At 62.6% G+C, this 21,872-nt stretch carries 20 protein-coding genes; 14 read left to right on the top strand and 6 right to left on the bottom strand.

Going from position 1 to position 21,872, the window contains the following annotated elements; all coding sequences use genetic code 11:
- Positions 1-3: 3 nt before the first annotated feature.
- The gene (locus tag QA645_RS26910; RefSeq protein WP_283044540.1) at positions 4-1,608 is read right to left on the bottom strand and encodes an ABC transporter substrate-binding protein; all 1,605 of its coding nucleotides are present in this window, start codon (positions 1,606-1,608) and stop codon (positions 4-6) included.
- Between the two features lie 246 nt (positions 1,609-1,854).
- Here QA645_RS26910 and QA645_RS26905 point away from each other — a divergent pair, with 246 nt between their 5' ends.
- From QA645_RS26905 to QA645_RS26880, 6 genes are all read left to right on the top strand, one after another.
- Positions 1,855-3,444 carry an ABC transporter substrate-binding protein gene (locus tag QA645_RS26905; protein ID WP_283044539.1) on the top strand — a complete coding sequence of 530 codons (1,590 nt, stop codon included), beginning with the start codon at positions 1,855-1,857 and terminating at the stop codon, positions 3,442-3,444.
- A gap of 163 nt (positions 3,445-3,607) precedes the next feature.
- Positions 3,608-4,960, top strand: a complete 1,353-nt coding sequence (locus QA645_RS26900; protein WP_283044538.1) for an LLM class flavin-dependent oxidoreductase — start codon at positions 3,608-3,610, stop codon at positions 4,958-4,960.
- A 25-nt stretch (positions 4,961-4,985) separates the two neighbouring features.
- A complete protein-coding gene (locus QA645_RS26895; protein WP_283044537.1) occupies positions 4,986-6,071 on the top strand; it encodes an ABC transporter substrate-binding protein in 1,086 nt (361 codons plus the stop codon).
- Positions 6,068-6,913, top strand: coding sequence for an ABC transporter ATP-binding protein (locus tag QA645_RS26890; protein WP_283044536.1), 846 nt, complete (start codon positions 6,068-6,070; stop codon positions 6,911-6,913). The genes QA645_RS26895 and QA645_RS26890 overlap by 4 nt, the downstream gene beginning before the upstream one ends.
- The gene (locus tag QA645_RS26885) at positions 6,910-7,770 is read left to right on the top strand and encodes an ABC transporter permease (RefSeq protein ID WP_283044535.1); all 861 of its coding nucleotides are present in this window, start codon (positions 6,910-6,912) and stop codon (positions 7,768-7,770) included. The genes QA645_RS26890 and QA645_RS26885 overlap by 4 nt, the downstream gene beginning before the upstream one ends.
- A complete protein-coding gene (locus tag QA645_RS26880) occupies positions 7,760-8,527 on the top strand; it encodes an ABC transporter permease (protein WP_283044534.1) in 768 nt (255 codons plus the stop codon). Before QA645_RS26885 ends, QA645_RS26880 begins: the two co-directional genes overlap by 11 nt.
- Positions 8,528-8,561: 34 nt before the next feature.
- Here QA645_RS26880 and QA645_RS26875 read toward each other — a convergent pair whose 3' ends face one another.
- A complete protein-coding gene (locus tag QA645_RS26875) occupies positions 8,562-9,251 on the bottom strand; it encodes a methyltransferase domain-containing protein (protein WP_283044533.1) in 690 nt (229 codons plus the stop codon).
- Positions 9,252-9,738: 487 nt separating this feature from the next.
- Between QA645_RS26875 and QA645_RS26870 the strand changes: the two genes are divergently transcribed.
- The 5 genes from QA645_RS26870 (at position 9,739) to QA645_RS26850 (ending at position 16,774) form a co-directional block, all read left to right on the top strand.
- A complete protein-coding gene (locus QA645_RS26870; RefSeq protein WP_283044532.1) occupies positions 9,739-11,178 on the top strand; it encodes an NAD(P)/FAD-dependent oxidoreductase in 1,440 nt (479 codons plus the stop codon).
- A gap of 447 nt (positions 11,179-11,625) precedes the next feature.
- Positions 11,626-13,236 (top strand): ABC transporter substrate-binding protein, encoded by a 1,611-nt coding sequence (locus QA645_RS26865; protein ID WP_283044531.1) that lies wholly within the window; start codon positions 11,626-11,628, stop codon positions 13,234-13,236.
- Between the two features lie 30 nt (positions 13,237-13,266).
- Entirely contained in the window at positions 13,267-14,157 is an 891-nt protein-coding gene (locus QA645_RS26860; protein WP_283044530.1) for an ABC transporter permease, read from the top strand.
- Positions 14,154-15,068, top strand: a complete 915-nt coding sequence (locus QA645_RS26855) for an ABC transporter permease (RefSeq protein ID WP_283044529.1) — start codon at positions 14,154-14,156, stop codon at positions 15,066-15,068. The genes QA645_RS26860 and QA645_RS26855 overlap by 4 nt, the downstream gene beginning before the upstream one ends.
- Entirely contained in the window at positions 15,065-16,774 is a 1,710-nt protein-coding gene (locus tag QA645_RS26850; RefSeq protein WP_283044528.1) for an ABC transporter ATP-binding protein, read from the top strand. Before QA645_RS26855 ends, QA645_RS26850 begins: the two co-directional genes overlap by 4 nt.
- Before the next feature lie 40 nt (positions 16,775-16,814).
- Here the strand turns inward: QA645_RS26850 and QA645_RS26845 are convergent, their stop codons facing one another.
- Complete coding sequence (locus QA645_RS26845; RefSeq protein WP_283044527.1) at positions 16,815-17,672, bottom strand: LysR family transcriptional regulator; 858 nt, start codon at positions 17,670-17,672, stop codon at positions 16,815-16,817.
- A 109-nt stretch (positions 17,673-17,781) separates the two neighbouring features.
- Between QA645_RS26845 and QA645_RS26840 the strand changes: the two genes are divergently transcribed.
- The 3 genes from QA645_RS26840 (at position 17,782) to QA645_RS26830 (ending at position 20,242) form a co-directional block, all read left to right on the top strand.
- Positions 17,782-18,363, top strand: a complete 582-nt coding sequence (locus QA645_RS26840) for a DUF4865 family protein (RefSeq protein WP_283044526.1) — start codon at positions 17,782-17,784, stop codon at positions 18,361-18,363.
- Positions 18,364-18,434: 71 nt separating this feature from the next.
- Positions 18,435-19,181 (top strand): acetoacetate decarboxylase family protein, encoded by a 747-nt coding sequence (locus QA645_RS26835; protein ID WP_283044525.1) that lies wholly within the window; start codon positions 18,435-18,437, stop codon positions 19,179-19,181.
- Positions 19,182-19,618: 437 nt separating this feature from the next.
- Positions 19,619-20,242 (top strand): XRE family transcriptional regulator, encoded by a 624-nt coding sequence (locus QA645_RS26830; protein WP_283044524.1) that lies wholly within the window; start codon positions 19,619-19,621, stop codon positions 20,240-20,242.
- A gap of 57 nt (positions 20,243-20,299) precedes the next feature.
- Here QA645_RS26830 and QA645_RS26825 read toward each other — a convergent pair whose 3' ends face one another.
- The 3 genes from QA645_RS26825 to QA645_RS26815 are packed head-to-tail and all read right to left on the bottom strand — an operon-like array spanning position 20,300 to position 21,837.
- Entirely contained in the window at positions 20,300-20,611 is a 312-nt protein-coding gene (locus QA645_RS26825; protein ID WP_283044523.1) for a hypothetical protein, read from the bottom strand.
- A 33-nt stretch (positions 20,612-20,644) separates the two neighbouring features.
- Positions 20,645-20,905 carry a hypothetical protein gene (locus QA645_RS26820; protein WP_283044522.1) on the bottom strand — a complete coding sequence of 87 codons (261 nt, stop codon included), beginning with the start codon at positions 20,903-20,905 and terminating at the stop codon, positions 20,645-20,647.
- Between the two features lie 26 nt (positions 20,906-20,931).
- Positions 20,932-21,837, bottom strand: coding sequence for a LysR family transcriptional regulator (locus QA645_RS26815; RefSeq protein ID WP_283044521.1), 906 nt, complete (start codon positions 21,835-21,837; stop codon positions 20,932-20,934).
- Between the last annotated feature and the right edge of the window lie 35 nt (positions 21,838-21,872).

The following is a 21,872-nucleotide window of genomic DNA, read 5'->3' as shown; positions in this document are numbered from 1 at the left end:
TGATCAGGCCTGCAGCCAGACGTCGGCGAAGTTCGCGGACGGGCCGTCGATCGTTACGGTGTGGTTCCGCAGCTTGCGGTTGGCGATCGTCAGGTTCGCGCCCGTCACCAGGTTGATGTCGGGCAGGTCGGTGGCGATGATGACCTGGAAGGCTCGAAACAATTCGCGTCGCTTGGCCGGATCGCTCTCGACAGCGGCCGCTTCGAGCAACCGGTCGACCTCCGGATTGCTGTAGCCCGAGCCGTTCGAGAACGGCACGCCGGGCTTGAAGTTCTTCGACCAATAGAGCCGCTGGACTCCGACTGTCGGATCGAAGGAGTGACTCATGCCATTGCTCATGAAGTCGAAATCGCGGTTGGTGTAGGTGCGCTTGAACCAGGTCGGTACGTCCTGGGCGCGCAGCGTGACGCCAATGCCGATATTGGCGAGCGCCTGGCGCGTATAAGCACCCAGTTGCTGATAGGTCTCGCTGTAGGGCATGTAGTCGTGGAAGACCTTGAAGCGGGTGCCGTCGGCGCCGCGGGGGAGGCCCGCCGCGTCAAGCAGGGCTTCGGCCTTCTTCGGGTCGAAGTCGTGCCGGGGAATGTCCGGGTTGTAGAATTGCTTCAGAGCGGGGCTGATGGCAGCCGGCGCATTCTCGCTCCAGCCATAGAACACGACGCGGCCGATCGCGTCGCGGTCGATGGCATGGGCGACGGCCCGGCGCACCTCCGGCTTGGCGAAATAGGGATTGGCGAGATTGAACTCGAGCCGGTAGACGATCGGCTGATAGTCGTAACCGCGCGTTTCGATCACGAGGTTCGGATTGGCCTTGAGTGTCTCGATCTGGCCGAGAGGCACCGGCGTGTCGGGCGCGTAGTGAATTTCTCCGGTCTCGAGCGCCACGGCGCGGGCATTTGCGTCGGCGATGAAGCGAATGACGATGCGGTCGAGATACGGTTTGCCCGGATCCCAATAGTTCGGATTGCGCTCGAGCAGGATATGGCTGCCCTGCTTCCACTCCTTGAACACGAAGGGGCCGGTTCCGATCGGTGCGCGGCCGTTGGGATTGGCGAGGGGATCGGAGCCTTCGTAGACGTGGCGTGGAACGATCGGCGATTCCGAGGCGGTGAGCGCCGCGAGCAGGTACGGCGCCGGCTTGTCGAGCACGATCTCCGCAACATGCGGGTCGGGGGTGAGGACCTCCCGCACCGATGAAAGCGTGCCGCGTCCGCGCGGATGATGCTGCTTCAGCAGCTCGATAGAGTGGGCGACGTCCGCCGAGGTGAAGTCCTTGCCGTCGTGCCATTTCACGCCGCGCCGCAGCTCGAATCGGTAGTGCAGCCCGTCTTCGCTGATTTGCCAGGCCGTCGCGAGCTGAGGTCGCGGATTGAAGTCGAGGTCGAACGTCACGAGCCCTTCGGTGACTTTCGCGCTGACGCGCGTGGTCGGCCCGGCGGTGTGTGTCAGACTCACGAGAATCGGAGGTTCGGGCTGAATCACGGCGTTCAGCGTTCCGCCGCGCCTCGGCTCTTCGGCTGCAAACAATCGTCGGGGCGCGATACTACCGGCGGCAACGCCGGAGGCCAACAACGCCTTGGCAATTTGCCTGCGCGAGAATTTATTCATGCTGATCGCCCGCGTTCGCGTGTGTCATCGAGACAATAATTCACCGAAGGATCGGACAATCAATCCCGCGACGTGCCGGATCGCGTAATGAAAATTTTGCTGCTGCACCCGCATCGGCTCGCGTGAACCAGCGCGCGTTGGCGCTTGAAACAACAAAAGCAAATTCTCCGCGCACGTGCCTAACATGGAGGCGACAAGCAACAGGTGAGACCTGTTGTTCGTGAGGCGCAAAGACGGAGAAGCGTGATGGGGCTCGATCGCCGGACGTTCAATGCTGGATTGCTTGCCACTGGCGCCACCGCGCTGCTGTCGTCCGCAAGAGGTGCGACCAATCCGGTTACGGGCGGTACGCTGAATTGGGTCTATTATCCGGATCCATCGGCAATCATCGCGATCAACACGTCGTCAGGAACGGGGCAGACGATCGGGACCAAGATCAACGAGGGGCTGCTGGCTTATGATTACGACCTCAATCCGAAGCCGGTCCTCGCGACCTCATGGACGATCAGCGAGGATGGAAAGCGCTACACATTTCGGCTGAGACCTAGCGTGAAATGGTCCGACGGAAAGGAATTCACTTCGGCAGACGTCGCGTTTTCAATTGAGCGGTTGAAGATCGCGCATCCGCGCGGGCGTATCACGTTCGCGAATGTCGAGGCGATCGAGACGCCTGATCCGCTGACCGCCATCATAGTCCTGTCAAAGCCGGCGCCATTCCTCATCACGGCGCTGGCTGGCGCCGAATCTCCGATCGTGCCCAAGCATGTCTACACGGCGCTGAAGCCGGACGAGCAGCCGAAGCTGGAACAGACCATCGGAACCGGGCCGTTCATCCTTCGCGAATGGGTTCCGGGAAGCCATCTCCTGTTCGTGCGCAATCCCAATTATTGGGACGCGCCCAAGCCCTATGTTGACCGTCTCGTGCTGAAGGTCATCCTGGATCCAGCTGCACGGGCGGCCGCTCTCGAGGCGGGAGAGGTCGATATTGGGGCCACGCCGGTGCCTTATGGCGACATCGAGCGGTTCAAGACCGACAAGCGCTTTGTGGTCGACACGGCGACCTATGGCTATTCCGGCCCGCAGCAGCAGCTTTTCTTTAACTTTGACACGCAGCTGTTGCGTGATCGCCGCGTGCGCAAGGCGGTCGCTCATGCAATCGATTTGAAGGCGTTGGTGAATGTTGTGTTCTTCGGCTACGCGCTGGCGTCGCCGTCGCCAGTCAGCACGGCTCTGCCGAAATTTTATGATCCTAAGATCCAGGCATGGCCGTTTGACCCGAAGGCAGCGGAGCAATTGCTTGACGAGGCCGGCATCAAACGCGGCGCGGGTGGCATCAGGGCCAAGCTGAGGTTGACCCAGAATCCGTTCCTGCCTCCGAGCCTTTCAGACTTCCTGCGCAATTCACTGCGCCAGATCGGCCTCGATATCGAGATCCAGCGATACGATCTCGCGACCTATCTGAACATCGTCTACCGCGATCGGGCATTCGACCTGACGGCCGAGAGCCTCTCGAATACCTTCGATCCGAGCCTCGGTATCCAGCGTGCCTACTGGTCGAAAAACTTCCGGATCGGACTGCCGTTCTCGAATGCGGCGCATTACAGCAACGAAGAGGTCGATCGCCTGCTGGAAGATGCGGCGATCGAGCCGAATGTCGAGAAGCGGCGGGAGATCTGGTCGAAGTTCCAGTCGACCATTCACGAAGAGGTGGCTTCGGTCGATCTCGTCGCCGCGGGTGGCGTGATCATTGCCAACAAGAAGGTTCGCAACTTCGCGCCGGGCGGCGAGGGGCTCAACGGAAGCTTCGCGGAACTCTGGATCGATCCATCCGCTTGAGTTGCGAAAATCACAATCTTCCGTGCCGGGCCGCTTGCGAAGAAGAGACGTAGCGTTGAGTGCCGCAAGATTGGAAATCTGTGAGATTGCGCGAAACGACGGGCAATCGTCATATTGCGGCGCGAACAGCGTCAGCCAGCATTGGTGACCGGAGAAGCATTGCATGTCACGTCGCAAGGAAAAATTGTCCCTCGGCGCCTTCCTGCTGTTCACCGGTCACCATCTCGCCGCGTGGCGCTCACCGCAAGCCTCCGACAGCCAATCGCTGGCGGATTTCGTTCAGTTCGCGCGGATCGCGGAGGAAGCCAAGTTCGATGCCATCTTCCTCGCAGACATGGTTGGCGTCCGCATCGATCGCATTGAGGCGTCCAGTCGCAAGGCGCATAGCGGTGTCTACCCGTTCGAGCCGCTGACGCTGCTGTCGGCGCTTGCTGCGGTCACGTCCAGGATCGGACTGGTCGCGACCGTCTCGACCAGCTTCAACGAACCGTTCAACGTCGCGCGGCAGTTCGCCTCTCTCGACCGCCTGAGTGGCGGTCGCGCTGGCTGGAATCTGGTCACCTCGACCGAGGCCTCCGCGGCGCTGAACTTCAATCACGAAGGTCTCAGCCCCCACGCTGAGCGTTACGCACGTGCGGACGAGTTCGCCGACGTGGTGCTCGGCCTGTGGGACAGCTGGGAGGACGATGCGTTCCCGCGCGATCGGGAAAGCGGCCGCTATTATGATCCGGATAAGCTTCATCTTCTCAACCACCAGGGCCGCCACTTCAGGGTGCGCGGCCCCCTGAACATCCCGCCCTCGCCACAGGGGCGTCCCGTGTTGGTGCAGGCGGGCTCGAGCGGGCCGGGCAAGGAACTCGCGGCACGAACGGCGGAGGTGATCTTCACCGCGCAGCAGACGCTTGAAGACGCGGTCTCGTTCTATTCGGACGTGAAGGGGCGGCTGTCGAAATATGGCCGCGACCAGGACGATCTGAAGATCCTGCCCGGCATCTTTCCCGTGGTCGCGGAGAGCGAAAGCGAGGCAAAGGAAAAGTTCGATGAGTTGCAGTCGCTGATCCTGCCCCAGGTCGGTCTCGATTTGCTCGCGGGCTTCCTTGGCGCCCCCGAGATCGTCGATGCCGATCCGAATGGTCCCATACCGGTCTTGAAGGAAACCGAAGGCGGCAAGAGTCGTCAGGTGCTTCTGCTCGAGCTGGCGCGCCGGGAAGGACTGACGGTGCGCGATCTCTATCTGAGGATCGCCGGCGCACGCGGCCATTGGCAGTTGGTGGGCACGCCCACGCAGATCGCCGACCAGCTTGAAGAGCGCTTCCAGAACTACGGCGCCGACGGTTTTAACATCATGGCGCCCACGCTGCCGGGCGGCCTGACCGATTTCATCAGGCTGGTCGTTCCCGAGCTGCGCCGCCGCAGCCTGTTCCGCGATGAGTACGAGGGCACGACCTTACGAGATCATCTCGGCCTGCGCAGGCCGCAACCGGCGCACCGCCACACCGCGGTGGCGGCCGAATAGCTGGAACACGCGAAGGAACGACATCATGATCGGAAAACGCGCTCTCTTGCGGTCCGTGTTGGCCGCAATACTCGTCTCGGTCGGGGCAGCGTCGCCAGGCGTGGCGGCCGATACCATCACGGTGCGGATCGGCTTTGCGTCGGTCGGTGCGGACAACAGGCAATTCTCGGGCGGCTCCTCCGCCGGCGTCGCGCATTCCGAGCACTATCTCGACAAGGAGCTTAGCGACCGGCCGGACGTGAAGGTCGAGTGGTACTTTTTCAAGGGGGCAGGGCCTGCGGTCAACGAGGCCTTTGCCAACAACCAGCTCGATTTCGCCATCCAGGGCGATCTGCCGGAGATCATTGGTCGCGCCAACGGCCTCAAGACCAGAATCCTGATGGCATCCGGGGCCCACGCGCCGATCTATCTGGCCGTACCCTCAGGTTCGCCGATCCGCAAGGTCGCGGATTTGCGCGGCAAGAAGGTCTCGATCTTCCGGGGGACCAACAACCATCTGGCGGCCGTAAAGGTGCTCGCCGGCAATGGCCTGCAGGAGCGCGACGTGCAGGTCATCAACATGGACACGGCGACCACCAACGCGGCGCTGACATCCAGGGATATCGACGCTGCTTTTGGCAATTTTCCCCTGGCGAGCCTCGCCGAGAAGAACATCGCTGAGATCGTCTACACCACCAAGGGCGACAATCCGGCCTATGAGCGCCACTCCACGCTGATCGGGCAGGACGCGTTCATCAAGGCGCATCCGGACGTCACCCAGAAGATCGTATCGGCGATCGTGCGCGCCGCGCGCTGGTCGTCGGAGGAAGCCAATCGGGAGGCCTTCTTCGAGATCTCGGCCCGCACGGGCTTTCCGGTCTCTGGCTATCGCTTCGATTTCTCCAATCAGAAACTGAAGTACCGCAACTCGCCGATCATCGACGCCTCAATTATCGAGAGCTATCGCTTCCAGGCAAAGCAGGCAAAGGAGTTCGGCCTGCTGCGCCGTGACGTCGACATCGACGGATGGTTCGACCGGTCGTTCCTCAACACCGCCCTCAAGCAGCAGGGTCTCGAGGGGTACTGGAACGAATATGACGCGAACGGGAAACCGCTGGCAGTAGGGCAATGATGTCCGTGGCGCAATCAGAAGCGGCGCCGGCGGTTGAGGCAGACCGGAGCGGCGGACACCTCGAGGTCCGCAACGTTTCGCGGTCCTTCGTCGTCAACGGCGAGGCGTTCGACGCCCTGAGGGATGTATCGCTCGACGTCGCCGGCGGCGAATTCGTCGTCCTGCTCGGGCCGAGCGGATGCGGAAAGTCGACTTTGCTGCGGCTGATCGCCGGACTGGACCGCGATTTCAGGGGCAGCATCAGCCAGGACGGCGAACCGATCGCGGGCACCAGCCTGGATCGCGGCATCGTGTTCCAGGAGCCGAGGCTGTTTCCCTGGGCCACGGTCAGGCAGAACATCGCGCTCGGCCTCAAGAATGCGCCGCTCAGCGAACGCGCCAAGAAGGACTCGGTCGCTGCGCACATTTCGCTGGTCGGTCTCGATGGCTTCGCGGAAGCCTATCCGCATCAGTTGTCCGGCGGCATGGCGCAGCGCGCGGCGATCGCCCGCGGTCTCGTCAACCGTCCCCGGCTCCTGCTGCTCGACGAGCCCTTTGGTGCGCTTGACGCATTGACGCGTGCACGGCTCCAGATCGAGCTTCAGCGCATCTGGGCGCATGAGAAGATCAGCATGATCCTCGTGACCCATGATGTCGATGAAGCCGTTCTGCTCGGCGATCGCGTCATCGTGCTCGCGCCGCGTCCGGGCCGCGTGGCCCGCATTTTCGACGTGACCGCGCCGCGGCCGCGGTCCCGGAGCAATGACGACCTCGTTCGTATCCGCAATGATATCCTGCGGGCTCTGGGCGACGGCGATGGTGGTTCCGTTGCGCACGACCTGCTGGCCGGAGCAAGCGCATGAGCGACGCAGTCATCCGGTCGTCGTCCGCACCGCGCGCTTCCTGGCTCTTCGGCTTCGCGCGCGTTGTTCCTGACGGTGCGAGACAGGCTGTGCTCCGCTATCTGGCCTCGTTCGCCTGGCTGCTGGTTCTGCCCGCCGTGGCTTTGCCGGTTTGGATCATTGGCGCCGATCGCGGCTGGCTGCCGGAGCAAATCCTGCCGCGGCCTGGCGACGTCCTTCATACGCTGCGCGACATGGTCGCCAGCGGCGAGCTCGCCCAGCATGCTGGCTATAGCTTGCGCCGTGTTGCTTACGGCTTCGCGATCGGGGCGGTTGGTGGTCTGGTGATCGGCTCCGCGATGGGGCTGTCACGCCGGGTGGACGATTATGTGCGTCCGCTCTTCACGGCGATCGCCCAGGTGCCGGCGCTCGCCTGGATTCCTCTGGCAATGCTGCTGCTCGGCATCGGCGAGGGGCTCAAGATCGTGGTGATCGCCAAGGCCGCTTTCGTGCCCGTCGTTATGAACACCAGCGCCGGCATCGCCAACGTGCCGAAGGCATTCGTGGAAGTCGGCGAGACCTTCCGCTTCACGCCCTTGCAGATGCTGCGTCATGTCGTGCTTCCCGGTGCCGTGCCGCCGATCTTCACGGGCCTGCGCTACGGCTTGACCCATGCCTGGATCGCGCTGGTCAGCGTCGAGCTATTGGCCTCCTCCGAGGGGCTCGGCTACCTCCTGGTCTGGGGCCGCCAGATGTTCTGGCTCGACACGGTACTGGTCGCCATGATCGTCATCGGCATCATCGGCTTTGTCAGCGACAAGGCGCTGGCGGTGGTCGAAGCCCGGCTGCAGCGTTGGCGGATCGACCGTGTCAGATAGCACTGCGCTTCGCACCGCAGGCCGCGGGCTGGTCCTTCCGCTTGGGCTGCTGCTTCTGTGGGAGGTCGCAAGCCATTCGGGCCTCGTGAACCGCCAGTTCCTGCCGCCGCTGGAGCATGTCGGCGTCAGCTTCTGGGAAGAGTTGAAGAGCGGCGAACTGGTCGAGGCGCTTGCTGCGAGCCTGCGGCGTGACCTTCTCGGATTCGCGCTGGGATCGGGCATTGGTGTCCTGGTCGGGCTTCTGCTCGGCCTGTCGCGCATCGCGGACCGCATCTTCACGACATGGTTCAACGGACTGAAGCAGATCGCGCTGCTGGCGTGGATTCCCCTGATCTCGCTCTGGTTCGGCTTCGACGAGATCGCCAAGATCGTCTTTATCGCGCTCGCGGCGTCCATCCCGGTCATTCTCAACCTGGTCGAAGGCGTGCGCGCGACCTCTTCGAAGCTGGTCGAGGTCGGCGAAGTGTTCCGCTTCGACCGGCTTCAGTTCATCGTCTATGTCTACCTGCCGGCCGCGCTGCCGTCGCTTCTAACCGGCCTTCACCTGGCGCTGATCTACGCCTGGCTTGCGACAATCGGCGCCGAATATTTCATGGCGGCAGGCCCCGGCATCGGCGGGCTCATCATCGCGGGCCGTGAGCGCTTCGACATGGACCTCGTCATGCTCGGGATCCTGGTCGTGGGGTCGATCGGCTTTCTCATCGACCGCGGTGCAAGCTGGCTGGAGCGCAGGCTCATACCCTGGCGCACCAGCTAGAATGCGCCATCTCCGACCCGCGATGCTATAGGCTTTATGGAGCCGAACCTGCGGGTTTCTGGGCGAAGGCGAAGCGCAGATATCGCTCAAGGCGCAATCCGTCCGGCGTCCGCTTCGCTTCCACGAGCCCTGCAAAGCTTTGCCGGATCGCTTCCCGCTCGGCCGGCGAGAAGCCCTCGAGGAAGTTTCCGAATGCGCTGGCTTCAGACCATCCGAGTATGGAATCGACGTCAATATGGAGGTCAACGAGCGAGCGCAGGTCGCTACGATGGTCGATGAAGCCGGCTTCGGTGAAAAGCGCCTTGAGCTGTTCGTCGGTCGCGCCCAGGACACGATGTGCCTCGCCATTCCGTTCTACGAATCCCGCGAGCTCGATCGCCTCACGCAGCAAGACACGCGATTGATGCGGTTTCGACGGGTCCTGAATGTTGAGGCCGAGCCTACCGCCGGGCTTGAGCACGCGGCGGATCTCGCGCAGCGCCTGCGGCTTGTCCGCGATCCAGTGGAACACGCTGTTGAGGTAGACGACGTCGAATTCCGAGGGGGCAAACTTTGCCAAATCCTCGGCGCGGCCGACACCGAAGCTCAGCGTCGCAGTTTCGCGCAACCGTGCGATGGCGATCCGGTTTTCAAGAGGATCGATGCCGATCACCCTGCCGGTGGGGCCAACCAGGCTGGCGACGAATTCGGTGAGCCGGCCGGTGCCGGCACCGATGTCGAGCACACGTTCGCCGGATTTCACGGCGAGTGGGCCGATCAGGAACTTGCCGTGGTGAAATTGCAGAATGCCAGCTTGATCGTAGGTGCGCGCAAGCTCGGGCGTATCCCGTTCGAGGCTAATGAGGCCGGACGACGACATGTGTTTCCTGGAGCTCCAACAAAGCGGCTCGGTAGAGGCGAACTGTAAGTCGTAGGCGATGGCGATGTCGATGAAATGAATTTACGTTGTTTGGAGCGAGGCCAGCATGAATCTAACGGCGATCCGTCGGAACATGGACGACGGCGCGGGTAAGGTTCTCGCCCGCAATAGGCATGCGGATCGCGTCGTTACGGAGCGTCTCGCGCCGCTGGTGCAAATCTTTCTGCGAGCCGAGACGTTACGATGAATTCGTTGTGCACGCCGGAAAACAAAGCCAATTCCATTTCATTGACGGAATGTCGTTGGCTTCTAGGATTTGACCGCATCTGACGTCCTCAAATCCAGGTGCAATATGCTTCAATCCGATGTCGACGCGACCGCTCGTGAGACGCTACGCCTGATCGGGGCTGATCCGCAAAACTGGGTGCCCGATCGCGATGGCGTCGATCATAACGTCGCCATCATCGGCGGTGGACAGTCCGGGAGCACGTTCGCTTTCGCATTGCGCAGGGCGGGTATCGGACGGGTCACGGTGATCGATGCCGCGGCCGACGCTGCTTCGTCCGGCCCCTGGTTGACCAACGCGCGCATGCATAAGCTGCGGACTCCGAAGGAGCTCGCGGGTCCTGAGCTGGGCTTGCCGGGGCTGAGCTTCCAGGCCTGGTATGAAGCGCATCGGGGGGCGGCTGCCTATGAAGCGATCGACCGCATTCCTCGGGTCGAGTGGGCGGCCTACCTCGACTGGTACCGCAAGACGCTGGGTATCGAGGTGCGCTATCGCACGCGCCTGTTGCGCATCGAGCCGGTCGGAGAGCATTTGCGGTTGCATATCGAGATCGACGGCAAGCCGGCGACGGAAACCGCACGTAAGGTCATTCTCGCCAGCGGCTTTCCCAGCAATGGTGGCCCGGTCATCCCCGACGTCCTGTCGCAAAATCTGCCGCGGGAGCTTTATGCGCATACGCTCGAGGCGATCGACTTCGAAAAGCTGCGCGATAAATCCATCGCGGTGATCGGCAGCGCCGCGTCCGCATTCGATGTTGCGGCGGTGGCGCTCGAGGCGGGAGCAAGGGAGGTGCATCTGTTCGCACGTCGCGAGCGGCTTGCATCGGAGCCGGTCATCCGGACGCGCGGGTATCCCGGCGCCTATGACAATTATGCCTCGCTGCCGGATGCTGTCCGCTGGCACCAGGCCATCCGCTTCCGTCGCGCCGGCTCGACCGCGCCGCCGGACGCGGTTGCGCGCGCCGTCCGCTTTCCCAACTTCAATCTTCATCTGGGATCCTCATGGACGTCGGCCAAGCCGTTCGGACGCCGGCTGCTGGCGACAACGACAAAGGGCGATATCGCGTTCGATTTCGTCATCGCCGGCACTGGCTACCGGGTCGATCTCGCCAGGCGGGCGGAGCTTGCCGAGTTCGCGCGAGAGATCCTGCTGTGGCGCGACCGCTTCGCGCCGCCGGCAGATCAGGCCGACGATAGTTTTGGAGCGTATCCCTATCTCGGTGCCGGCCACGAGTTCCTGGAGAAGGAGCCCGGCCGTGCGCCTTATCTCCGCAACATCCACGTGTTCAACCCGGCCGCGTTTGTCAGCTTCGGCCTGCCGATTGGCGACGTGCCGAGCTTCAAGCGTGACATTCCAGGCGTCGTTGCACGCATCAGCAAGGATCTGTTCCTGGACGATCTCGGAGCACACGAGGCCCGGATCAACGCTTCCATCGCTGATGATTTCGATCCCGCATTCTATGCGTCGGCTGTCTGGCGTTCGCCAAACACAGTCGCGGCTGAATAGGGAGAGGCCCGATTAATAGCCGGACATGCCGTAGCAGCAGGAGCATCCGTTTTCCGCTTATCTGCTGCTTCCGAAGCTATTTCCGAAGCCTCTGAGTTGGCGTCGATGAACTGAGTGGGAGGCTGCACTGATGCACCTCCCGCGGAAGATCCTGCCTGACACGATCGCCGCCAGCACAGCATCGAATTGTCTGATCGGCATTCGCCGTCACCGATTTCATCCATGGTCGGCGTGCGTTCGCGAATTATTTTTCAAACTTCATCCGTGGCAATCAATGCGGCGGTTTGCGTGTTGCGTTTGCGCGCAACGGAGAATTACATCGCGATGCACAAGAGATAACGCCTCGTGCAGATCGAATTGAAGCGTAAGCGATCGTCGCCTCTCGTTTGGGAACGTTCCATGCGTCGATCGCGCCGGCGGCAGCAGAAACGAATGTTGGTGATGCGGATGAAGAAGAATAATTTGCTCATGAGCGGCGTGGCGATCGCCCTGCTTGCGACGAATGCGGCAGGCGCCGAGGACAAGCCGGTCTCCGGCGGCGCGCTGCGATGGGGGGTGACGACCGAGCCCGCGTGCTTTGATCCGCATTACTCTTCGCAGCAGGCCGCGTTCTTCGTGTCCCGTAACTACATTGACTCGCTGATTGCCAAGAAGGCGGACGGAACCTTTGCGCCTTGGCTTGCGACCGAGTGGTCGATCTCGGCCGACGGCAAGGAATACACCTACAGGCTCAGGGAAGATGTCGTCTTCCACGACGGCGAGAAATTCGACGCCGCCGCAGTCAAGGCTAATTACGATTTCGTCAAGAAGCCGGAGAACGCCGTCACTGCGGTATCGCTGCTCCAGGCCTACGATCACGCCGAGGTGGTCTCGTCCTTTGTGGTCAAACTCGTGCTGTCGACCCTGGACTCGAGCTTCCTTGAATCGACCTCGAACGTGAAGCTTGGTTTGATCTCGCCGAAATCGCTGGCGAAGGGCGATCTCTGCGGAGGCGGGCGCGCACTGGCCGGCACCGGACCGTTCGTGTTCGAGAGCTATACGCGCGGTCAGTCCGCGGTGTTCGCGCGCAACGCGGCGTATAATTGGGCGCCGGGCAATGCCGCGCATGGCGGTCCGGCTTATCTGGACCGCGTGACCTTCCGCTTCCTCCCGGAATACGCCGTTCGTACCGGTGCGCTGACCTCAGGCCAGGTCGATCTGATCGAGGGCGTGCAGCCGACCGACGCGCCCTTGTTCGCGGAGCAGCCGGGCTTCAAGCTGCTGACCGGCCCGTCCGGCGCCAGCACGTCCTTCACCTTCAATATCAACTACACCAGGCCACCGGCGGATGACGTTCGCGTGCGCCGCGCGCTCCGTGACGGCTTCGATCTGGAACCGATCGTCAAGCAGGTCTATCTCGGTACCGTGCCACGCGCCTGGTCGATTATCGGCCCGGCCAATCCGGCCTATAACAAGGCGCTGGTCGGCTCCTGGGGCAACGACGTCGCGGGCGCCAACAAGTTGCTGGATGAGGCTGGCTGGACCAGTCGCGATTCCGAAGGCTTCCGCACCAAGGACGGCAAGCGCCTTTCGATCGAGGTCGGCTATCCCCAACCCTATGTGCGCGACAATCGCGACATCCTGATCCAGGGCATCCAGGCGGCGCTGCGCAAGAACGTCGGTCTCGATCTCAACCTGCGTCTCATCACCGCGGGCGAATACGCCAAGAACAACGCCAACGGGACCTGGGCGATCTATCCCAACACTGACAATCCGTCGGATCCCGCGCGCGAGCTCTGGGACATGCTGGGATCGAAGGGCTTTCTTTACTCCAACATTCCCAATCCCGATCAGGAGATCACCGGCCAGATTGACGAGTCCCTGCGAACCACTGATCCTGTCCGCAAGCGGCAGCTGACCGATGCGATCCAGAAGCGTGGCGTCGACCAGGCCTTCATCGTGCCGCTGTTCGCGCCGAGCTGGTTCCTGGCGGCGAAGAGCAACGTCAACGGCCTGGGGTTCGAGGCAGGCCTCGACTCGCCGTCCAGCGCCTATGACTTCTGGATCGCGAAGAAGTAGCCCATGTGGTCCCGCATCATCTCCAGGCTGTTGACCAGCCTGGTGGTGGCTTGGGCAAGCGTGACAGCCACGTTTTTGGCGTTGCACGCCTTGCCCGGCCGCATTCAGGATATCCTCGCAGGCGACGTCGAATATCCCGGCCTGCGTGAGGCGATCGCGGCGGAGTGGGGGCTCGATCAAAGCCTGCCGGTACAATACTTCGCTTTTTTGTCCCGGATTCTTCGCGGTGACTTCGGCACATCCTATGTGCTGCGCCAGCCGGTGATCGAGGTGGTGGGATCGCAACTGCTGCCGACGATCGAGCTCGCGCTCACCGCCGGCGTGCTGGCGATAATGATTGCCGGACTCGTCGCGCTGCTGACAGCGGGGCGAGGGCGGTTTTCGCGTGAGCTGGCGTCGTTCGTCGAGCTGGTATTCGCCTCGACCCCGGTGTTCTGGCTCGGCATTCTCCTGCTGATGGCGTTCTCGTTCAATCTGCGCTGGTTCCCCGTATCGGGCGCTGAGGGATGGGAGTCCCTTGTCCTGCCGGCGATCACGCTGGCGTTGCCGACCGCAGGCCTGCTGACGCAGGTGCTGCGTGAAGCCATGGAGAAAACGCTCGATCAGCCCTTCGTGACGACGGTGCGGTCACGTGGCGTCGGCGAGTTCGTCATCCGCTGGCGGCACGTGCTGCGGCACGCTCTCTTACCGGCGGTGACGCTGGGAGGCTGGCTGATCGGTGGCCTGCTCGGCGGTGCCGTCATCACCGAGAAGGTGTTCGGCCGGCCAGGCCTTGGCACGGTGACACTCGGTGCGGTCCTCACCCACGACGTGCCCGTTGTCCTCACCGTCGTGCTGCTTGCGGCCTTCATCCACGTTGCCGCGTCCACGTTGCTCGACATCCTCTATGTGCTGATCGATCCGAGATTGAGGGCCCAATGACCGCGCCGTCCCATCGCGCCTTTGACACGGCCGTGCCTCTCGCGGCGCCGGAAGATCTCATTGGTCTCGAAACGTCCCCCGTTGCGGCCGCGATAGGCGTGCGTCGGCGGTTGCCGCCTGGGCTCGCGCTGTCCGGCGTCTTCGTCGCATTCCTGGTCGCGGCGTCGATTGCTCCCTCCCTGTTTACGCACTTCGATCCGCTCGTCGGTGATTTCAGCGAGGGCCTGAAGCCGCCGGGCTGGGCGCATCTGTTCGGAACCGACCGGCTAGGCCGCGACGTCTTTGCGCGGACTGTGTTCGGGACGCGGTACTCACTCCTGATCGGGTTCGGCGGTGTCGCCGTTGGGCTCGGCGCAGGCATTGTCCTCGGTATCATCGCGGGGCAACGCAACCGCATTCTGGACGAAGCGGTGTCGCGCCTGTTCGACATGCTGTCGTCGTTTCCCGGTGTGCTGCTCGCCATGCTGATCGTGACCTTCCTGGGGCAGGGCATGCTCAACATCGCCATCGCGGTGGGCATCGCCGGCATCCCAAAATTCGGTCGCGTGGTGCGAGCCCAGACTCAGTTGATCCGCGATGCCGATTATGTGACGCAGGCCGCGATCTATGGCTTGGGCCGCTGGCAAGTGTTTATCCGGCACGTCCTGCCCAACGTCCTCGTCGCCATTCCGATCATCGCCACCGTCTATATCGGCTCTACGATCCTGATCGTATCGGGGTTGAGCTTTCTCGGGCTCGGCCCGCAGCCGCCGACCCCGGAATGGGGCGTCATGCTGGCGGAAAGCCGGGATGTGCTGCGTGTCGCCTGGTGGCCCGGAGTGTTCCCTGGCCTTGCCATCACCGCGACGGTGATCGCCTTCAGCGTCATCGGCAATCATCTGCAACAGAGATTTGAAGGGCGGCTCGCATGAGCAGCACAGCTTTGCAGAAGGATCGCGTGGCACCGATCGTCGAGGTGCTGGGACTGAGCCTTGGCTTTGCAGGCGCCAATGGTGGCAAGCCCATCGTGACCGATTTCGACCTCACGATCAGGCCCGGCGAATGCGTGGCGCTGGTCGGCGAGTCCGGCTCGGGCAAGAGCATCACAGCGCGCAGCTTATTGAACCTGGCCGGCGAGGGTGCGAAGACCAGCGCGAACCGGTTCGAGATCAAGGGGCGCGATGCGCGCAGCTTCAGCGAAGCCGATTGGCGCAAGCTGCGCGGGACGGTGACGGGCCTCGTCATGCAGGATGCCCTGATCTCGCTCGATCCTCTGCGGACGATCGGCCAGGAGGTCGCGGAGGTGATCTCGAGCCACCGCATCCTGACCGATCCGGGCGCCATCCGTGACCTGACGCTGGATACGCTCGGCAAGGTCGGCATTCCCAATCCAGCCGACCGCGCTCTGCAATATGCGCATCAATTGTCGGGTGGACTGCGCCAGCGCGCGCTCATCGCTTCGGCCATCGCGGCCGGCCCCGACCTGATCATCGCGGACGAGCCGACGACATCGCTCGACGTCACCGTCCAGGCCCAGGTTCTTCAGGTCTTGGCCGAGCGGATCCGTGAGGGAGCGGGCCTCCTGCTGATCAGCCACGATCTCGCCGTGGTCGCCGGCATTGCGGACCGCGTGATCGTGATGCGTGACGGGAGGGTGGTCGACAGCGGACCGACCCGCGACGTGCTCACCCATCCACGCCACCCCTACACGCGGCAGTTGATTGCGGCGGTTCCGTCCGGGCAGTCGCGCGGCTCGAGGCTCGCCTCGGCCAGGTTCGATCTCAGTGCCGCCGACGCGGCCGCGATCGCCATCGTGCGAGAGCCTCTGCCGCAGCGTCAAGCCGCAGGCGCGGTCGTGCTCGAGGTGAAAGCCATTGCCAAGAGCTTCGTCGCGCCGAAGGCCGTCGGGCGGGCGAGATCCGTGGTCTTGCAGGACATCAGCTTTGATGTTCGGGCAGGTGAGGTCGTCGGTATCGTCGGTGAGTCCGGCTCCGGAAAATCGACCTGCGCCAAGATCGTGCTCGGTCTGCTGCCTCCCGATGAGGGCGAGGTTCGCTTGCTCGGACAGCCCTGGTCGTCGGTCGCGGAAGGGACCCGCCGCCGGCTGCGTCGCAAGCTCCAATATATCCCGCAGGACGCACTCAGCAGTTTCGATCCGCGCTACCGTGTCAGCGACATCATTGCTGAAAATCTTCCAGGCTCCGACAGCCGCATCGCGCGCCTGGACCGGATCGTGTCGTTGCTGGAACTGGTCGGCCTGAGTGCCGATCATGTCCACCGCCTGCCGCGGTCACTATCCGGTGGTCAGCGACAGCGTGTCTCGATCGCGCGCGCGCTGGCGGCCGAGCCTGCCATCATCGTGTGCGACGAGCCGGTCTCGGCGCTCGACATCTGCATCCAGGCTCAGGTGCTCGATCTTCTGGCCGAACTCCAATCGCGCCTTGGGACGGCGTTGCTCTTCATCTCGCATGACCTCGGCGTCATCGAGCACCTGTGCGACCGCGTGCTGGTCTTCCAGCAGGGCCGGATCGTCGAGCAGGGCGCCGCCGAGGCTGTGCTCGGGCAACCGCAGCACGCCTACACCCGGAGCCTGCTGGCGTCAGTGCCGGATATCCAGCGCGGTCTGAGCGTGGCTTAAGCCGGACTTTGGCTGCGCCGCAAGCAGCAGCGGATGGAAATTAGTGCTTGGCTGCAGTGGCCCGAATCGCAGCCGCCAGTGTTTTCAATGAATGCTTGCTCTGCTGGTCCCCGGGACTTGCATGCATCACCACATCCCGTGGCGGGAGCGGCGGCAAGCGCAATTGGGCGCCAACGTCGATCGTGTCGACAGGAGCGACGCGCCGCCCCAGAGCCGCAACCGCCAGGCCCGCCGAGATCGCCGCGCCGATGGTAGCGACGCCGCCACCAACGAAGACTTCGGTCCAGGCGATTCCGGCCTTGTTGAGTGCGTCGACGGCCATGCTGCGCACGCTGCAGGGATCGGCCTGCGTGGCGATCCGCAGCGCTTCTCCATCATGATGCTCGAAGTCCGCAGAAGCCATCCACCCGAAGGTCTCCTTCAGGAGTACTTCGCCGCCCCGTCGCCGATTGTCGTGGCGTAGCACGATCGCAGCATCGATCGCCGCGCGGTCGAACTCGTCGAGTACCTGGCGGGAGGTCGATACGCGGATCTCGAGCACGAGGCCCGGCTCGGCGCTCTTCATTCGCCGCAGCAGGACCGGCAGCTCTGCGCCGACGATGTGGTGGCTGATGCCCACGACGAGACGCCGCCGCTCCAGGCCGAAGCTGCCGAGTGCGCCATGATGCGCGGCGAGCAGCGTCCGCGCCGGCGCAAGGAAGGCGTCGCCATCCGCCGACAGGCGCACCAGCCGCGGCGTGCGATCCAGCAGCCTTCGCCCGAGTTCATCCTCGAGCCGCTTGATCTTCAGGCTGATCGCCGACTGCGTCGTGTCCATCGCTTCGGCGGCGCGGGTGAAGCTCTTCAGGTCGGCAGTCAGCACGAAAGCCTGCACCGCCTCGATATCCAGCGTCTTCATCCCAATCATTCCAAATATCAATCACTGAAACATCATTTCATATCGTTTTTAAATGATCAACCGCCGGCTATCTGTTTGTTCGGGCTAATTCAACGAAGAGACGCGCCAGATGACCATCGCTCACTACATCCACCGCCTTCCTGCCGACTACGACATCGGTCTCATCCGCAGCCGCGCCAAGGAGCGAGGTGCATTATGGAACGACGTTCCCGAACTGCACTTCAAGGGCTTCCTGCTGCGCGAGCGCGGCCGCTTCGGCGCGATCGCAAGCAGCTACTCATCGCTCTATCTCTGGCGAACCGATGAAGCCTTCCGCAATTTTCTGGTGAGCGGTCGGTACAAGGTCGTCACCGATAGCTTCGGTCGGGCAGACATTCAAACGCGCTTCGCGCTGGACGCGCGACGCGGCAGGGCCGACGACGCCCGTTTCATCACCAAGCAGGAGCTGAGTATCCCGCTTGATGCCGATCTGACCGCGGCTTTCGCTTCCGAGATCGCGCGCAATCGCGAGGTGGCTGAGCAGCAGGGAACGGTGGCCGCGATCATCGGGGTCGATCCGCAGACCTGGACGTTCACCCGCATCCTAGTGTCCGAGCAAGAGCCCACCAGAGAGAGCGATGCGGCCGCCTACGAGGTTCTGCATCTGGCGAGGCCGCTGCTGGACTCATTGCCGTCGGCGGGCTCTCGATGAGCTATCGGTTCGAACCCGGACGGATCTACCGGATGCCGACCCATTTCGGGCCGGCACCCGGACCCCGACAAATGCCCGACGGCGTTGCCGGGGATCGAACGAGGAGTCCGCGCCGGCTCTCGGTTGCAGCGAGCTTTCTCACCGACGAAGTGATGTTGCAGCGTCACTTGCCGGAGGGTTTTTCGCTGCTCGGCGATCCCGTCGTCACCGTGGAATTTCACTACATGACGGAGATCGATTGGCTTGCCGGCCGCGGCTACACGATGATCCACGTCAGCTGGCCCGCGCGCTTCAACGGCGCGCGGGACCATGCGGCGGGCCGTTTCCTGGCTGTGGTCTGGGAGAGCCTCGCCGATCCCATCATCACGGGACGGGACGAGATCGGACATCCCAAGCTCTATGCCGAGGTCGACGCTCCACGGCAAAGCGAGGGCGTCCAGGTCTGCACCGCCGGATGGATGGGCTTTCGCTTTCTCGAACTCTCCGTCGCCGATCTGCGCCCTGCGCCTGTTGCTCAGGCGGCAGGCCCATCCGATGGAACGTTGATGTTGAAATATGTGCCGCGAACGGGCGCCTGGGGCGAGCATGAGCTCTGCCAAGTGACCCTGACGCCGGCAGAGGATCCCGACAACACCATTGAAGCGCGACAGCTCGGGTACGGTACCGTGCGTTTCCATCGCGCGGCCTGGAGTGATCTGCCGACCATGTATCACGTCGCAAATGCCTTGGCTGAGCTGCCTGTCATCGAGCCGCGCGGCGGGCGGTTGCAACAATCGCGAGGCGGCAAGCCTTACCTCGACCAGAAGGTGTTGCTATAGCCATTGCTCGTCGCTTCAAGACCATGAGCGAGGAACGCAGCTCGCCTCGCCGCCGGTCTGCGCACGGCAGTGATCAACTGATGGATGTTCAAATCTGAGAAACCTTTGCTACGTAGCCGAGCTTTACAGGCTCCGCATTGTTTTGTTGGGCGACGGCTTGCCGGATGAAGCAATGCAACTAGGATATCACCTATTGCAATCTTAGGCGGATCAACAAAGGTGACAGAGGCTACGAGTTCAGCGCGGATTATTGATCTGGCGGCCTATCGGTCGGAACGGAGCAGGCAGAAATCCGCCGCTTCGGCCGCACCGACGCCAGGCGTCAGCACGGGCCCGTTCACAACGGGCGCTCCCATGCCGCTCGGCTGGTTCTGGCCGGCCTGGGTATGGGTGCCGATGCCGGTCCCGGCCATGTCGCCGGTGCGGTGGGATGCTTCATGAGCGGCGGAAACGTCGCTTCGTCGCCGGACACGAACGCATCATCCCCCAGTGATCTCGACCTGCCTGCCGTCCTCGGACGCAATTTGCGTCGGCTGCGGACCAGCCGCGGTCATTCGCTCGAGCGCCTCGCCAAGCAATCCGGGGTGAGCCGCGCCATGCTCGGGCAGATCGAGACGGGAAAAAGCGTTCCTACCATCGCGCTCTTGTGGAAGGTCGCGAGCGCGCTTCATGTACCTTTTGCCAATCTGCTCCAGAGCGAAGTGTCTCGCGGTCCAAAGGTTCTGCGCCGCAGCGATGCGAAATTGCTGACGTCCAGCCAGGGACAATTTACCTCGCGCGCGCTGTTTCCCTTCGACGGCGATCATCCAGTGGAATTCTACGAGCTGAGGATTGGCCCGCTACATCGCGAGGCGGCGGAGCCGCATGCGCCCGGTACGCGCGAGAATCTCTTCGTTGCCAAAGGCGTGGTCGAGATCACGGCCGGGTCGGACAAGCCGCAGACGCTGACCGAAGGCGACGCTGTCCTGTTCGAGGCCGACGTGCCGCATGTCTACAAGAATCTGGTGGCTGACGAAGCGGTTCTCTACCTCGTGATGACATACGCCGAGACGCCGGCATGAAAACAAAAAGGGCCGGCGCGAGGCCAGCCCTTCGTCGATCGTTCCCTGGTGGGGCGATCAGGCGGCCTTCGTCGGCATGCACATCATCATCATGCCGCCGCAGCACATCATCATGGGCATGCCCATCTGCATCATGCTCATCATGCTCTCGCAGCACTTCATGAACATGTCCTTCATGGCCGGGTCCATCGGCATCATCTCGCAGGTCATGCCTGTCGGCGTCATGGTGTACTTCATCTGGCAGGGCATCATCATCGGCATACCCATGCCCATCATGTTCATCATCGGCATCATGCCGCTCGTCATTGCGGGGTTCATCATGCCGCCCATCATCATCGGCATCGGCATCATCTGCATCGCGGTGTTCATCGTCGTTCTCCAAAGGCTGGAAGCAGGAAGCACTCATTTGCGCTGGGCTTGGAGATAAAGTATTCTGCTGTTTATGTGAATCGTAAAATGTTTTAACTCTTCGCTTTCATCCAACAAAATGGATGTGCTGCGTGGCCAGTGGTCCGGCTCACGCGCCATAGCGGAGAAATATCCGTTATATTGGATATGGCTTGGCGTTGCCCGCGCGCCGAATCCCGAAAGCTCGTTCTCGTTCGCCGTCATCCGCGGAGGAAAGCCATTCTGCAACGTCTGGCAACGGAGAACAGCATTCATGCTGACATGCGGCACATCCAGCGGGATCAGCTATCAATTGGATTGGACTGGGCGTCGATCCGAAAGTTCCGTTTGATGTGCTTGAGCAGCGCAGCCGTCCGTGGTCGGTCCAGTCGATCGCGCGGTATCAACGCTTTGATCCAAAGATCCGGAATCACGAAGCCTCCGAGGACGTTGACAAGTTCGCCATGTCCGGCGGCTGATGCGGCGACATAGTCGCTGAGAAGAGCGATTCCCATGTCGTTCCGGGCCGCCTGAAGCAGAAGCGTCATGTCATTGCTGCACAAGCGCGGTTTGACGTCGATGCTGATGAGGCCGGTCTTGTCCCGAAATGTCCATGTGGATCCGGCTGGTCGATAGGCTAGGCATTGATGCTCGGCGAGTTGGGCAGGATGACGCAGTTCGGGCCTGCCAGCCAGGTACCGCGGACTCGCATAGAGACCACGCCGTATAGGCCAGAGGAATTCGTCTGCAACGCCGCTGAAGCTGTCCGGGAACGCGGTGATCGCGATGTCGATTCCTTCCGCTGCGGGATTCATGGGACCATCGACTGAAAGCAGCTCGATGTTCACATCGGGATGCACTCTCGCAAAATCATAGATCACGTCGTTTAGCCGAAGATGCCCAAGTGTCGCGGGCACTTTGACGACGAGGGGGCCGGAGAGACGCTCGACGCCTCTCCTGGCGCTGGCAATGGCCTCGTCATGTGCCGCAAGCGCGGTCGTGAACCGGGGCAGGTGGTGTTCGCCCGCTGGACTGAGGATCACTTTGCGGGTGGTTCGATGCAGGAGCGACACACCCAGCATGTGCTCGAGCTGCATGACCCGTTTTGTCACGACCGAGGGCACGAGGTCGAGCAGGCGAGCTGCCTCGGTAAAGCTCCCGGTGGTCGCGACGGTGACGAAAGCTCGTATCGTTGCAATCGAATCCATTTTTCACGCTCCGCGAATACTGAGTTGCCTGATCC

The sequence above is a fragment of the Bradyrhizobium sp. CIAT3101 genome (assembly GCF_029714945.1).
Taxonomy (GTDB): Bacteria; Pseudomonadota; Alphaproteobacteria; order Rhizobiales; family Xanthobacteraceae; genus Bradyrhizobium.
Note: the sequence above shows the minus strand (reverse complement) of the source record. Positions and strands in the feature narration are given on the sequence as shown.

Bases quoted from the DNA above. Each gene is read 5' to 3' on its own strand.
- QA645_RS26910 (WP_283044540.1), bottom strand. From the start codon at position 1,608: ATGAATAAATTCTCGCGCAGGCAAATTGCCAAGGCGTTGTTGGCCTCC.
- QA645_RS26905 (WP_283044539.1), top strand. From the start codon at position 1,855: ATGGGGCTCGATCGCCGGACGTTCAATGCTGGATTGCTTGCCACTGGC.
- QA645_RS26900 (WP_283044538.1), top strand. From the start codon at position 3,608: ATGTCACGTCGCAAGGAAAAATTGTCCCTCGGCGCCTTCCTGCTGTTC.
- QA645_RS26895 (WP_283044537.1), top strand. From the start codon at position 4,986: ATGATCGGAAAACGCGCTCTCTTGCGGTCCGTGTTGGCCGCAATACTC.
- QA645_RS26890 (WP_283044536.1), top strand. From the start codon at position 6,068: ATGATGTCCGTGGCGCAATCAGAAGCGGCGCCGGCGGTTGAGGCAGAC.
- QA645_RS26885 (WP_283044535.1), top strand. From the start codon at position 6,910: ATGAGCGACGCAGTCATCCGGTCGTCGTCCGCACCGCGCGCTTCCTGG.
- QA645_RS26870 (WP_283044532.1), top strand. From the start codon at position 9,739: ATGCTTCAATCCGATGTCGACGCGACCGCTCGTGAGACGCTACGCCTG.
- QA645_RS26865 (WP_283044531.1), top strand. From the start codon at position 11,626: ATGAAGAAGAATAATTTGCTCATGAGCGGCGTGGCGATCGCCCTGCTT.
- QA645_RS26855 (WP_283044529.1), top strand. From the start codon at position 14,154: ATGACCGCGCCGTCCCATCGCGCCTTTGACACGGCCGTGCCTCTCGCG.
- QA645_RS26850 (WP_283044528.1), top strand. From the start codon at position 15,065: ATGAGCAGCACAGCTTTGCAGAAGGATCGCGTGGCACCGATCGTCGAG.
- QA645_RS26845 (WP_283044527.1), bottom strand. From the start codon at position 17,672: ATGAAGACGCTGGATATCGAGGCGGTGCAGGCTTTCGTGCTGACTGCC.
- QA645_RS26840 (WP_283044526.1), top strand. From the start codon at position 17,782: ATGACCATCGCTCACTACATCCACCGCCTTCCTGCCGACTACGACATC.
- QA645_RS26835 (WP_283044525.1), top strand. From the start codon at position 18,435: ATGCCCGACGGCGTTGCCGGGGATCGAACGAGGAGTCCGCGCCGGCTC.
- QA645_RS26830 (WP_283044524.1), top strand. From the start codon at position 19,619: ATGAGCGGCGGAAACGTCGCTTCGTCGCCGGACACGAACGCATCATCC.
- QA645_RS26825 (WP_283044523.1), bottom strand. From the start codon at position 20,611: ATGAACACCGCGATGCAGATGATGCCGATGCCGATGATGATGGGCGGC.
- QA645_RS26820 (WP_283044522.1), bottom strand. From the start codon at position 20,905: ATGAATGCTGTTCTCCGTTGCCAGACGTTGCAGAATGGCTTTCCTCCG.
- QA645_RS26815 (WP_283044521.1), bottom strand. From the start codon at position 21,837: ATGGATTCGATTGCAACGATACGAGCTTTCGTCACCGTCGCGACCACC.